Below are 13,671 nucleotides of genomic sequence, written 5' to 3'. Positions count from 1 at the left end.
CTTAATAAATACTACAAAATATTTTATTCTCATTGTAGAATTTGTTCAAAACTCACGCTATATGCTTAAAAATCAGTGAAATAAGAGCATAGTTTTCCGGGAATTGAGCTGCTAAAATTTGTTCTATTAAATGAAATTTTTCCAGACATATTAAAATAAATTAATTAACTGCAAACAGGTGGTCGGCCATTTTTCTATCATGCCCATACACATCTTTCCTGAATTGCAGCTGTCCGTTCCTGTCTACCCAGGCAGTAAAATAACCTATAAAAACAGGAATCTCGTTTTTCCCTTTGAGCCTGACATATTTTTCCTTTCCGGAGGACATGGCCTTCTTAATTTTCTCAGAGGTCCAGGTACTGTCTTTCCTGAGTAAAAATTCCGCCAGCTTAACAGGTTCTTTCAGTCGTATACAACCATGGCTAAATGCCCTGTTTGTCGAGCCAAAAAGGCCTTTGGAGGGCGTATCATGGAAATAGATATTATAACTATTGGGAAACAGGAATTTTACGAGTCCCAACGAGTTGGACTTCCCGGGCTTCTGCCGTATGCCACCGGAGTAGCGTTCCATGTTATGTCTTGCCAGGTAATTGGGGTTACGGCGGATGCCTGGCAGGATTTCATTTTTGAGGATACCTGGTGGTATGTTCCAATAAGGACTAAACACGATCTGGTTGAGAGATCCAGAAAATATGACGGTATTGTGGGCTTCGGAGCCTACGACCACATTGATATTGAAAGCAAGTTCGCCTTGTTCGTAAACATGCATTTGAAACTCGGGAATATTTACCAGGATGTAGTCGGTGGACGGAGTAGCCGGCATCCAGCGGATACGCTCCATATTGATCAGAATTTGTTTGATCCGCTCGCTGATCGGTACGTTCAGTTCCTTTATAAAATTGGGGCCGATGGTACCGTCGGCTGTGAGGCCCATTCGGTTCTGAAAGTTGATCACTGCAGCGGATAAAGTGGAGTCATAGTGTGAGGTGCTGTCATTGACCTGCAGATCGCCCAGTTGGAATAGTTTTCTCTTGACCAACTTTATGCTCTCGGCTGAATCACCTTTTTTTAACTTTTTGGTGAAGGTAATCGAGTTGGTATCCAGCGTGTTATGGATCTGGTGAAACTTAAGTACTTTTTCCCTCAATAGTCTGTACTGACGGTTTACAGGCTCATAAGTCGCCAGGTTTTCTCCTTTATTTTTGAGCAGCGAATCCAGGAATGCCCGGGTGTCGATTTTTTTTCTGGGAATAAACCAGTTTAGCTCACGCGCATTGATTTTCTGATTTCCCGAATAGGCCTTATTGGCATAACGGAAAAATTGTTGCGTGAGTGACAATTCTGTTTCTATGATGATCGGATCTTTGGGGTCGATTACTTTGAGCCCGTGAAGGGAGTCGATACGGGCAGTAAGTACTGGATTATAAAGCGTGCTATCACCGGAGTAGTGTATGTAGTCATTTTGAAGACTAAGGAAAGTATTGACAAATTCACCGGCTCCGTCGGGGAAAAACCAGGCAAACTGATAATTCCGCAGATTGTAGAAATTCTGAATTTGACCATGAAGACTATCCGGAGCATCGGCAGGCTGGTTGAATTGTGCAATTGACACCGAATCAAGGAACAACTCTGAGTAGGAGATTTCCTTGGTAATGGTTGTGTCACGTTCGGCAATGACGGGTATTTTCTTTTCTGATGTGGTGCAGGAATAAAGGGAAAGGGCAAATAAAAATAAGATGGATAAGCGTTTCATTTTTTGGTCATTAGTTTCAACACAATATTAAATCATTTTTGCAGGATTCTGTTCACGGACTTGGTACTGTCTTAAAAGTACTGATTTATCCGTTGTCTTTAGGGCTGGTGTCAGCAGGCCTGATTCCCGGGTAAAGATCTGCTAGCCGGTCAGAAAGTCGAACCCGTATTCACTTTCTGACGTCCCTGGTTTAGAATGGCATAAAATATTTGGGTAAGCTTGCTTTGTATCTGTCTTTAATCAAGGAATACCATAATCATCATTGTAATCATAGCCTAACTTCATTTTGCGCCATGTTCAGGAAATGTTCAAAAACCAGCCAGACAAATTCTCTGTCCCGATTTATACCTGCCGTAATGCTGGTATCTGTTGTAATTTCCCTCGGCTTTTCACCTGAAAAAAAGCCTGTGCGGCTGTTCGATGGGAAAACGTTCAATGGCTGGGAAGGTGATACTGTCAAGATATGGAACATCATTGATGGAGCGCTTGCAGGAGGCTCCCTGACAGAGACGGTTCCACACAATAATTTTCTGTGCACCAGGAAAAGTTATGGTAATTTCAGGTTGAAGCTGAAATTTAAACTTACCGGAACCGACGGCTTTATCAATACCGGGGTGCAGTTTCACAGTAAACGTGCCACAAACCCATCGTATGAAATGATTGGTTACCAGGCCGATTTGGGTGATAAATACTGGGCCAGCCTGTATGATGAATCACGTAGAAATAAAACACTGGTCGGGCCTGATTCGGCGACGGTAAGTAAAATTTTGAAGCCGGGCGATTGGAACAATTACGAAGTCTGGGCTGAAAACGGAAGGATCAGGATCAAACTGAATGGAGAACAGACCGTAGATTACCAGGAACCCGATAAGTCGATTCCCCAGGAGGGGATCATTGGGCTACAGATTCATGGCGGGGGTAAAGCTCTGGTTTTTTACAAGGATATGTGGATAGAAGAATTATAGCGTCTTGATAAATAGGAGGGGGGGATTCTAAGGGGGGCCGGTTGGTAGCGTCAAACGTTTTATTTCTTCTTCAATGAGTCATTAAAGAAAGGATAAGAATCCTAATTTTACTATTTTACTAATCTTTTGAACTGAATATGATGATCAGGTATTTAACTGTATGGTTGATTTGTATTACATCGATGACCTATGCCCAATCGGGAAAGGTGATGGACAACCTGTCGGTTCCCAGTAAGTTGCTCAAATCGGAGAGAAAGTTTGCCATTTATCTTCCTCCCGATTACGAGACGTCTGATCGCACTTACCCTGTTCTGTATCTTCTGCATGGGTCGGGTGATAATCATACGGGTTGGGTACAGTTTGGGGAAGTGCTTCATATTGCCGATAAGGCAATAAGAGAAGGGAGCACTACGGCAATGATCATCGTCATGCCGGATGCAGATACAGGAAGAAGAGGGTATTTCAACGATGTGAAAGGTGACTGGCCTTACGAGGATTTTTTCTTTAAGGAGCTGATGCCATTCGTTGAAAAAAAGTATCGAATAAAGGGCGAAAAGCGGTATAGGGCGATTTCCGGACTGTCCATGGGAGGAGGAGGGACCTTTATGTACGCCTTACATCATCCTGAGTTGTTTTCTTCGGCCTGCCCACTCAGCGCTTCAACGGGGCCACTCACCCTGGAGGATGCCCGGAAAAATCTGGTACGTAATAATCCCAGTATCCAGGACTCAACCGTTGCTGATTACTTCAACCGCCACAGCGTAGTACCGCTGGTTAACGCAATCAAGGACGATCAGAAAAAGGCTGTTCGCTGGTATATCGATTGCGGTGACGATGATTTTTTATATGAAGGCAATAGCCTGGTTCACATTGCGATGAAGAAAAAAGAGATTCCGCATGAGTTTCGTATTCGTGATGGCGCACATAACTGGACCTATTGGAGACAATCCCTTCCCCAGGTACTGGAATTTGTCTCCCAGGGATTTCATCAATATTAAAACCGCATCTTTCTTTAAAATAAAACGCGCCGAAGATATCTCCGACGCGTTTTTTATTATTGATTTTTAGTTTTATTCCAGTATAAAGAGTTGCCAACATTTGAGGTAATTCCTATACAAGGCTGGTTACGCTCAGCGTGAGGTTTTGTCAGATCATTTCCTTTTCGAACGACTTTAGTTTCTTCCACACATTCCGATTTACATTTTTAACCGCCCAGTTTTTAGCGATCAACACTGCTTTGGTAATAGCCTCACGAGGTGAAAGGTTATTTGTTCTGATTAAGTCTTGCGCAATAAGTACCGCTTTTTCACGGGTAGTTGGCGACAGGTACATCAATTCGGGCAAAGAGAAATTGCTATGCATAGGGATCAAATGTTGTTGCGTCTTAGAATGAATGAAGTCTGTAATAACTATCTAAAATTGATGCCACGACTAAATCACAAGTTTGGTGCCCTGTGTGGAGGCAAATTGAGTAAAAAAAATCCCCAACTCATTACAGAAGGGGATTTTTTTTAGACAATTTCCCTATTTAACTTCTTCGAAGTTTACGTCAGTTACATCTTCTGTTGGTCCACCTTGTCCGGGGTCTGCACTACCTTGTGCGCCGGCAGGTGCTCCCTGTCCTTCGCCACCCTGTGCGTACATTTCCTGGCTGGCTGCCTGCCATGCGGCATTCAGTTTTTCCATAGCCGAATCAATGCCGGTCACATCCTGGGTTTGATGGGCTGTTTTCAACTCAGTAAGTGCTCCGTCAATGGCTGATTTATTCGGCTCGGATAACTTGTCACCGAACTCTTTAAGCTGTTTTTCCGTAGAGAAAATCAGGCTATCGGCTGCATTAATCTTGTCTATTTTTTCACGTTCAGCCTTATCGGAAGCCTCATTTGCTTTGGCCTCTTCACGCATCTTATTGATTTCGGCATCGGTAAGTCCGCTTGACGCTTCGATACGGATTTTTTGCTCCTTACCTGTTCCTTTATCGCGGGCAGATACATGCAGAATACCGTTTGCATCAATGTCAAAAGTTACCTCAATCTGTGGAGTACCACGTTGTGCTGGTGGAATATCCGATAGGTGGAAACGTCCCAGCGTACGGTTCTGGTTGGCCAACGGCCTCTCTCCCTGGAGAATGTGGATTTCAACAGATGGCTGGTTATCAGCAGCGGTTGAGAATGTCTCCGTTTTCTTGGAAGGTATGGTTGTATTGGCTTCGATCAGTTTCGTAGAAACGCCACCCAATGTTTCGATGCCCAGAGACAAAGGAATAACATCCAACAAAAGAACGTCTTTCACCTCACCAGTTAAAACGCCACCCTGGATAGCTGCACCAATTGCCACCGCTTCGTCCGGGTTAACACCCTTCGAAGGTTTCCTTCCAAAGAACTTTTCAACTTCTTCCTGAACACGTGGTATACGGGTAGAACCACCTACCAGAATAACCTCACTGATATCGCTGTTGGAATATCCTGCATTTTTCATGGCCCTCTTGCAAGGCTCCATCATGCGTTGGAACAAACTGTCGGCCAATTGCTCGAATTTAGCTTTGGTAAGCGTACGCACAAGGTGCTTTGGAATGCCATCTACCGGGAAGATATAAGGCAGGTTAATTTCCGTTTGCGACGAGCTTGAAAGCTCAACTTTTGCCTTTTCAGCAGCCTCTTTTAAACGTTGCAATGCCATTGCGTCCTTGCGAAGGTCCACACCCTCATCGGATTTGAATTCGTCCGCAAGCCAGTTGATAATAACCTGGTCAAAGTCATCTCCACCGAGGTGGGTATCGCCATCCGTTGATTTTACTTCAAAAACACCGTCGCCGAGCTCTAGTATTGACACGTCAAACGTACCTCCACCAAGGTCGAAAACGGCAATTTTCATATCCAGATGTTGCTTGTCAAGACCATAGGCCAGGGCAGCAGCAGTGGGTTCGTTGATGATCCTTTTTACGTCAAGACCGGCGATTTGACCTGCTTCTTTGGTTGCCTGTCTTTCGGCATCATTGAAATAGGCAGGTACCGTGATGACAGCCTCAGTCACCTCTTGTCCCAGATAATCTTCGGCAGTCTGCCTCATTTTCTGAAGAATGAATGCCGAAACTTCCTGAGGTGTATAAAGACGGTCGCCAATCGGAATTCTAGGGGTATTGTTCGGGCCTTTATCTACGCTGTAAGCAACAGTCTTCATTTCACCTGTTACTTCTTCGTATTTCTTACCCATGAAACGTTTAATCGAACTTACCGTATGCTTGGGATTGGTGATTGCCTGACGTTTTGCAGGCGCACCAATCTTACGTTCGCCGTTATCCATGAAGGCAACTACGGACGGGGTAGTACGTGCCCCTTCGCTGTTTGCTATTACGACAGGTTCGTTACCTTCCATTACAGCAACGCAAGAGTTCGTAGTTCCTAAGTCTATGCCAATTATTTTTCCCATTGTTATGTATTGATAGTTATACTTGATTGTTTTCTCATGTCTGACAACACCATCTATTTCTGAATCTGTGTCGCTTTCCATGTTATTCTAAAAACCCCGTACCAGACGAATATGGACCAAATGTATGTGACAAAGTGTCAGGTGCGATTAAGGTAAAATAGAAGGAGGAATTAAAAGTGACCTGGCGCTTTGCAGCAGCCTCTGGCCATCTTTAATTCCTCCTGGGAATCTTCATCTGTATACACCTTTTCTGCTCTTATTTCTGGTGCCGGAAGAGTAATGCTAAACGACCATACCGCCCATAAAGGGATCGCTCTGGCTTTCTTTTCCAGTTTCCACATGCCCTGTGTACCGCTTACCAAAACCATTGTTTCCCTCCACTGTTAATGTGAAATCATACCAGCCAAAGCTTTTTTGCAGATCAATTTTGAAGGTTGATTCTGAGCCGGTTAATCCTGATGCCGACAACGTTTTTGCCTGATTCTTTCCTTTGTAGGCGTTGTCTCTGATGCTCACGAGTTGCTTTCTGGCCGAATCCAGATTTTTAACTTTCAGCTCAATATTTCCTGTGGGCTTCTGGTTTTTGTCCAGTTGATACGCGCATGTAACCTGGATGTTCGGGTCGGCAGCACTCCCCATGAACTCCCTCATGAAGCCGTTGGGACCATATACTTTCAAGTGATACTGCTGATCAGCAAAATCTTCAAGCAACCATTTATCTTGTAGCTTGTCTCCGGCAGAAACGGCGTAGTTCCACACGGCAACCAGCTCTTCTTTATATTTTCCGGGTGCATAAATAATAAACGGTGCGCCTGCCGACTGCTTTCCGAATATGTCATTTCGCGCTTCCAGGTCTATTTCGAATGATTTTTTGTCAGTATTCAATGCGCCATCAGCGTAGAGCTGATAGGGCAGCGGGCACGAAGGCCGGGTTCCTTTTTCCTGTTTTGGCATGGCAGGCGAGGCCATGGGGTTGGCATTGACATGCTTTATTTCTTCACTGGTAAGGGCCTTGTATCCATTTGGTAATTTTCGATATTGCGCGTTATGGATACTTTCCATAAATTCAGTGCGGTCCACAAACTTGGGCAACGGTATTTTTTGACCATCATAAGGCTTAAACGATGAAGTAAGGTCGCCGCAGATTGTACGCCTCCAGGCACTGATATTTTCTTCCTTTATTTCTTTTCCGGATTTGTGACTTACAAATTTTTCTAAAAATTGGAGGATGGAAGTATGATCAAAAACTTCGGAGCACACGTTACCACCCCTGTTCCATGGGGATGCAATAACCAGAGGCACCCGATACCCCAGGCCAATCGGGCTTTCCCGGGATTCTTTTTTCTCTTTTTTTCGCATATCCTGCTCCAGGGTCACGAATTCTACATCGGTATCAATGCCAGCCGAGGTCTTTCCGGAATGTTCTTTATTAGGCGTCGGGACCACATAGGGAGGCACATGATCAAAATATCCGTCATTTTCATCATAGGCCAGGATGAAGATCGTTTTTTTCCAGACTTCCGGATTTTTGGTTAGTATGTCCATCACTTCGGATACATACCAGGCGCCATACCAGGGGGCTCCCGGGTGGTCGGAGAAGTTTTCAGGGGCCACAAGCCAGGACACCATAGGCAGTTTTCCGTTGCTTACATCCGAACGGAACTGGTGCAGTACATCACCCTGAGGTGCTTTTGCTTCATGTTCGATGTCGCCATCATGGTATTTCACCGTAGCAACCGAGCGATAATCAGGGTCGTTGACATTGGTGGTGTAAGCTTTGGCGTGGATATTTTTTTGAAACTCACTCAGCTTGGCAAAGTTTTCCGGACTCCATTCCTTCAATTCGGACTGCAGAAATTCATATAAAAGTCCCTTTTCTTCAATAAGACTTTTCGCTTTCTTACTTTCTTCCGCACTTAAATTACCACTACGCACTTTGACCTGGAGTGCTCGTACCTCCGTGGTAAGATCCTTCACCTTCGATTTCAGATAATCCTGATACTTGGTGTGATAACGAATATTGTATTGTTTAAACCACTCTATCGGGTTGTCGGTAAAATTGCTCAACCAGGCTTCTTCCTCGCCTCCTAATCCTGTTCTGATGCTTAATTCATTCTGGTAGATCCGCCAGGAAATATTGTTTTGCTCAAGTCTTTCCGGGAAGGTTGTCCAGCTGGCCTCGTTATCATCTGTAACATTTTCATTGCGGACATTCGCATAGGCCTGGGTGTTGGGTTGTTCGCGCACCGTTCCGGTCCATAGGTAAAGGCGATTGGGTGTGGTTCCTGTAAGTGAGGAACAGAAATTTTGATCGCAGACCGTAAAGGCATCGGCCAGAGAGTAGTAAAATGGGATATCTTCCCTGTTGTAATACCCCTGTGTCAGAGGCATTTTGTGGTACTCCGCGGGGCCAGGTTTTTTAGCAATAAGCCATTTATCGTATTTCCCTCCGTTTCGGGCATCCACCTGATTGGTCCAGGAGTGGGGCAGGGAGCCCATCCAGGTGGCTTTGGTTTCCTTAATATTCAAGCGAAACGGCGTAAAAGTTTCTCCATATTCGTTGGTTTGCAGCCATACGAGATTTTTATTTGGGAGTGTAATGGCCCGTGGGTCGTTAAAGCCACGAACACCTTTTAAGGTTCCATAGCTATGGTCAAATGAGCGATTCTCCTGCATCAATATGACAACATGTTCTGCGTCGAGGTAAGTGCTCCCTACGGCCGGGTCAATGGCCAGCGCCTTTTGGATTGATGGAGGAAGCGCGCTAAGCAGTCCGGCTGCCCCCGTTAACATTGTTGCTTTTTTGATGAACTCTCTTCTTGATTCCATGGGTTACGTTTAGAAAGGTGGTGGTTACGTATACAGGGTTACCTGAATTGTGCGCTAAAGTACCATGGTTTAGCAAAACTCAGGATTAAATTTAGAAGAACTTTTTGTTTCCCTTTTGGGGGCATGAGTACGTATACAGAGGGGAACCTATTGTGCCGCGGCGGAAGCTTCTTTACAAAAGCGGTGAAGGCAGTTTTATGTTTTGTTAAATACATTAGCTGCAAAGCGCTCGACTATTGAAATGGTCACGTTTTGAAGAGGGAGAAGGGGGGTTCAGAGGCTTCTTTCATTGCGTAATTTCCTACGTTTTAGGTGTGCTGGCCATGGTGATCTAATGGCAGGTGGCTCCTTTTAGAAAAATGGTCCACCCTTCATGCAAACGAAGTCAACGGGTTGAGCGTTGACTTCGCGAAAAACCTTTTGAAACAGTATATGAGCGTTTATTTTCCTCCGAAAAGTCCTCCCAAAAGTCCACCAAGGTCAAGACCTCCCTGTTGCTGTTGGCCACTGTCGCTCTTGCCACTACCGCCCATGAGGCTACCACCCACACGGATGAGATCATTCATATCCAGTTTGCCGTCGGCCATGGCGTACCCGATCTGATTGAAGTCAAACCCGGATGCCTGAGGAGCTGCTGCCTGATTCGTTCCGCCTCCCAGTAATCCGCCAAGAACGCTGTTGAAGTCCAGGCTTGAGTCGTTGGAATTACTTACTTTACTGATCAAACTGCCGATAACGCCTGGTAGAACAGATGCTACGATACCGCTTGCGGCACTACTATTGATACCAAATTTTTGCATGATGGCATTAATAGCATTGGTGGCTATGGAGGAGACAATAGGGTTGTTCATCAATCCGTTGGAAGAAGTGCCGCTATTTCCCGAGAGCAGTCCCAATAACCCCTGAATATTACCCGACTGAGCCTGATTCTGCAGACCGCCTGTAATGGATCCTAAAAGTGTTTGCATCACTTCTTCGTTCTGGCTATTCGGAATGGCTGGGTTTTGTACGATGGCCTCTTGGGAATTTTGTTCGATAAGGCCTAGTAGTTGTTCTAACATATTTTTTCTAGATGTAGTTTTTTGTTCCTTGGACTGATAGGATCTATAAAAGTAACTGTATTCAGTTAATATTTATATAAAAAAACCAAATAGGAATATTGGACAATTGAGAATTAACCGAGGTCGCGGACGACAATGAAGAATGAAGAAGGGACTTAGGTCGCGGCGACAATGGAGGAGCAAAAAAAATCCCGCCGGGTGGCGGGATGCTGTTTTATTTTACTTTATCAACAATTGCTTTGAAAGCATCGGGATGATTCATTGCTAAATCGGCGAGTACCTTACGGTTTAGCTCAATACCAGAGGTAGAAAGTTTACCCATCAAAGCTGAATATGACAATCCGTGAAGTCGTGCTCCAGCGTTGATACGCTGAATCCACAACGCGCGGAAATTACGTTTCTTTTGCTTACGACCTTTGTATGCGTATGCCAATCCACGCTCAACGGCGTTTTTTGCTACGGTCCATACATTTTTACGACGGCCAAAATAGCCTTTCGCTAACTTAAGTACTTTTTTACGTCTTGCACGTGACGCAACATGATTTACCGAACGTGGCATAATTTAAACTGTTTTTGATGGTCGGCGCCCTGTGGGACTTAAAGCCGGCTATCGGGTTGAACAAAAAACCTAATAGGTATTCTTAAACTTGTTGGCCTTCGGAATTACTTCCCAAGCATGGCCAATACTTGTTTGTGATTAGACACATCTATCAGACCTGTTTTAACCAAACCACGTTTCCGTTTGTTTGATTTTTTGGTAAGAATGTGGCTGTGAAACGCGTGCTTGCGTTTGATTTTCCCGGTGCCGGTCAGCGAAAAACGCTTTTTAGCACCAGAGACGGTCTTCATTTTAGGCATAACTCAAATAATAATTGTTGAAAAATATAAAACAGCCCGCAAAATTAGTCATTTACTTGTAAAACAAAAAATCGTGTTGCCGATTGTACCCGGTAACACGATTTTTTATGATTTTCATGCATTCGCAAATGCACGCAACCACCTATTTCTATTTTTTTGCCTGCGCCGGCGCCAGAATGATCGTCATTCTTTTGCCTTCTAGCTTAGGCTCCATTTCAAGCTTGCCGTAATCGGAAAGGGCAGAAGAAAATTTATTCAAAAGATTTACACCCCGCTCTTTGAAAACAATTGTACGACCCACAAAGTGAACGTAGGCTTTCACTTTTGAACCTTCCTTCAAGAAATTGATTGCGTGTTTAAGCTTAAAGTCGAAATCGTGATCATCGGTATTAGGGCCGAAACGGATTTCCTTAATCACCACTTTTTGCGCTTTAGCTTTAATCTCTTTCTGCTTCTTCTTCTGCTCGTATTTGAATTTTGAATAGTCTACAACTTTACACACAGGCGGAACAGCTGTTGGTGCAATTTCAACTAAATCAAGGTTTTGCGCTTTTGCAATTGCTTTTGCCGTATTAATATCAACGACGCCAGCTTCTATATTTTCGCCAACGAGACGAACCTCCTTGGCAGTAATGCGTTCATTAATTTTATAAGGTTCTTCAACAACTCTGGATCGTCCGCTTGGGGGTCTTAATGCCATATAACTTGGGATTGGTGATTTTTTGGTTTTAGGTGAAAATCAGAAAATTAACATTACTATCACAAAAATAGTGCGTTCAGTTCGGAATTATAACTAAATATTGTAAAACCGTCAAATTATTTTTGCAGCATTTTGAAAATAGTCGCCAAATTCTTCAATTGTCATGCTTCCAAGGTCACCTTCGCCTTTCCTGCGAATGGATAATTTACCTTCTTCCATTTCTTTTTCACCCACAATAAGCATGAAAGGCACCTTCGTCACTTCCGCATCCCGGATCTTGCGACCAATTTTTTCGTCGCGGTGGTCGATAAAACCTCTGATGTCTTTTTCCTGTAATTGAAGAAAAACTTCTTCCGCATAGGCTGCATATTTTTCCGAGATGGGTAGGATGGCAATCTGCTCGGGCGAAAGCCAGAGCGGAAACTGCCCACCGGAGTTCTCGATCAGGATGGCAATAAATCTTTCCATGGAACCAAAAGGCGCCCGGTGGATCATTACTGGTCGGTGTTTCTGATTGTCGGATCCTGTATATTCCAGACCAAACCGGTTGGGTAGCTGATAATCTACCTGAATGGTTCCCAGCTGCCATTTTCTTCCGATCGCGTCCCGTACCATAAAGTCGAGCTTTGGACCATAAAACGCAGCTTCGCCCAATTCGGTAACGGTGTTCAATCCTCTTTCAGCAGAAGCTTCAATGATTGCACTTTCCGCTTTTTCCCAGTCTTCGTCTCTCCCAAAGTACTTTTGCGTATCGTTGGGGTCACGCAAGGAGATCTGTGCACTGTAATCTTCAAATCCCAGCGACTTGAAAACATATAAAACAAGATCGATCACCCGGATAAATTCTTCCTTTACCTGGTCGGGCCGACAAAAAATATGTGCATCATCCTGAGTAAACCCACGCACCCGGGTAAGTCCATGTAACTCACCGCTCTGCTCATAACGGTAGACAGTGCCAAACTCCGAATACCTTATTGGTAGGTCTCGGTAGGAGCGGGGAGAAGTTTTGTATATTTCAATATGATGCGGGCAGTTCATGGGTTTAAGCATGTACTCCTCTCCGGGGTTGGGTGTTTTGATGGGCTGGAAGGAGTCTTTTCCATATTTTTCCCAGTGACCAGAAGTAACATACAAATCCTTACTGCCAATATGCGGCGTTACCACAGGCAGATAGCCTGCTCTTGATTGCGCCTTGCTCAAAAATGCCTGCAGACGCTCCCGCAGCATGGCACCTTTGGGCAGCCACAGGGGAAGTCCCTGCCCCACTTTCTCAGAGAACGCAAATAATTCAAGTTCTTTACCCAGGCGACGGTGATCCCTTTTCTTAGCTTCTTCCACTTGTACCAAATATTCTTCCAATTCCTTCTGTTTTGGAAAAGTGATACCGTAGATACGGGTAAGCATTTTGTTTTCCTGGTTATTACGCCAGTAAGCACCCGCTATGTTGGTTAGTTTTGCAGCCTTGATAATTCCGGTGTTTGGAATATGGGGCCCACGGCATAAGTCGGTAAATGTACCCTGTTCGTAAAGGGTAATGGAGCCGTCTTCCAATCCGTCGATCAACTCCAGCTTGTACTCATCCCCCTTGGTTGTAAATAAGGCAATGGCATCGGCCTTGCTGATCGGCTTGCGTATGTATTCATTTTTCTGACGAGCCAGTTCCAGCATTTTCGACTCAATTTTAGGGAAGTCATCCTGCGAAAGGGTATGCTCGCCCAGATCAACGTCGTAGTAAAAACCCTTTTCAAGTGACGGCCCTGTTCCAAATTTGACACCCGGATAAAGTGCTTCTAAGGCCTCTGCCAGTAAGTGGGCCGAAGAATGCCAGAAAGTAGCCTTTCCATCCTCGTCGTTCCATGTGAGTAGCTTTACGCGTGCGTCGTCGTGGATGGCACGGGTAGGATCCCAAACTTCGTCGTTTACTTTGGCGGCAATTACGTTTCGGGCCAAACCTTCACTGATACTTAATGCGATACCCAGTGCGGTGATTCCTTTTTCATATTCGCGCTGGCTACCGTCGGGCAGGGTAATTTTTACTAAAGACTCGTCTTTCATTAATTGCGGTACACTAAACGT

11 protein-coding genes are annotated in these 13,671 nt (G+C 44.7%); 2 read left to right on the top strand and 9 right to left on the bottom strand.

All coding sequences use genetic code 11. The features are described from left to right. Positions 1–160: 160 nt before the first annotated feature. Positions 161–1,753, bottom strand: a complete 1,593-nt coding sequence (locus tag DYADSP32_RS05140; RefSeq protein WP_149243719.1) for a L,D-transpeptidase family protein — start codon at positions 1,751–1,753, stop codon at positions 161–163. Positions 1,754–2,046: 293 nt separating this feature from the next. Between DYADSP32_RS05140 and DYADSP32_RS05135 the strand changes: the two genes are divergently transcribed. Further along, positions 2,047–2,718: a DUF1080 domain-containing protein gene (locus DYADSP32_RS05135; protein ID WP_414617526.1), complete on the top strand. Its 672-nt coding sequence runs from the start codon at positions 2,047–2,049 to the stop codon at positions 2,716–2,718. Between the two features lie 137 nt (positions 2,719–2,855). Next, positions 2,856–3,716 (top strand): alpha/beta hydrolase, encoded by an 861-nt coding sequence (locus tag DYADSP32_RS05130; RefSeq protein WP_414617525.1) that lies wholly within the window; start codon positions 2,856–2,858, stop codon positions 3,714–3,716. A gap of 148 nt (positions 3,717–3,864) precedes the next feature. Here DYADSP32_RS05130 and DYADSP32_RS05125 read toward each other — a convergent pair whose 3' ends face one another. The 8 genes from DYADSP32_RS05125 to thrS all read right to left on the bottom strand — a co-directional run bounded on the left by DYADSP32_RS05125 (position 3,865) and on the right by thrS (position 13,650). Then, positions 3,865–4,080: a hypothetical protein gene (locus tag DYADSP32_RS05125; RefSeq protein WP_414617524.1), complete on the bottom strand. Its 216-nt coding sequence runs from the start codon at positions 4,078–4,080 to the stop codon at positions 3,865–3,867. 162 nt (positions 4,081–4,242) lie between these two features. Then, positions 4,243–6,147: a molecular chaperone DnaK gene (gene dnaK / locus DYADSP32_RS05120; protein WP_149243720.1), complete on the bottom strand. Its 1,905-nt coding sequence runs from the start codon at positions 6,145–6,147 to the stop codon at positions 4,243–4,245. Positions 6,148–6,429: 282 nt separating this feature from the next. After that, on the bottom strand, positions 6,430–8,976 hold the full coding sequence (locus tag DYADSP32_RS05115; RefSeq protein WP_149243721.1) for a phosphocholine-specific phospholipase C: 2,547 nt from the start codon (positions 8,974–8,976) through the stop codon (positions 6,430–6,432). A 440-nt stretch (positions 8,977–9,416) separates the two neighbouring features. Continuing rightward, entirely contained in the window at positions 9,417–10,037 is a 621-nt protein-coding gene (locus DYADSP32_RS05110) for a hypothetical protein (RefSeq protein ID WP_149243722.1), read from the bottom strand. 214 nt (positions 10,038–10,251) lie between these two features. After that, positions 10,252–10,596, bottom strand: coding sequence for a 50S ribosomal protein L20 (rplT, locus tag DYADSP32_RS05105; protein WP_149243723.1), 345 nt, complete (start codon positions 10,594–10,596; stop codon positions 10,252–10,254). 104 nt (positions 10,597–10,700) lie between these two features. Beyond that, the gene (gene rpmI, locus DYADSP32_RS05100; protein ID WP_149243724.1) at positions 10,701–10,895 is read right to left on the bottom strand and encodes a 50S ribosomal protein L35; all 195 of its coding nucleotides are present in this window, start codon (positions 10,893–10,895) and stop codon (positions 10,701–10,703) included. A gap of 148 nt (positions 10,896–11,043) precedes the next feature. Continuing rightward, complete coding sequence (gene infC / locus DYADSP32_RS05095; protein ID WP_149243725.1) at positions 11,044–11,595, bottom strand: translation initiation factor IF-3; 552 nt, start codon at positions 11,593–11,595, stop codon at positions 11,044–11,046. 111 nt (positions 11,596–11,706) lie between these two features. Continuing rightward, positions 11,707–13,650 (bottom strand): threonine--tRNA ligase, encoded by a 1,944-nt coding sequence (gene thrS, locus DYADSP32_RS05090; protein WP_149243726.1) that lies wholly within the window; start codon positions 13,648–13,650, stop codon positions 11,707–11,709. Between the last annotated feature and the right edge of the window lie 21 nt (positions 13,651–13,671).

The organism is Dyadobacter sp. 32 (assembly GCF_902506755.1).
In the GTDB taxonomy this organism is placed as follows: Bacteria; Bacteroidota; Bacteroidia; order Cytophagales; family Spirosomataceae; genus Dyadobacter.
The sequence above is the reverse complement of the archived record's forward strand: the minus strand, read 5'-3'. Positions and strand labels throughout refer to the sequence as shown.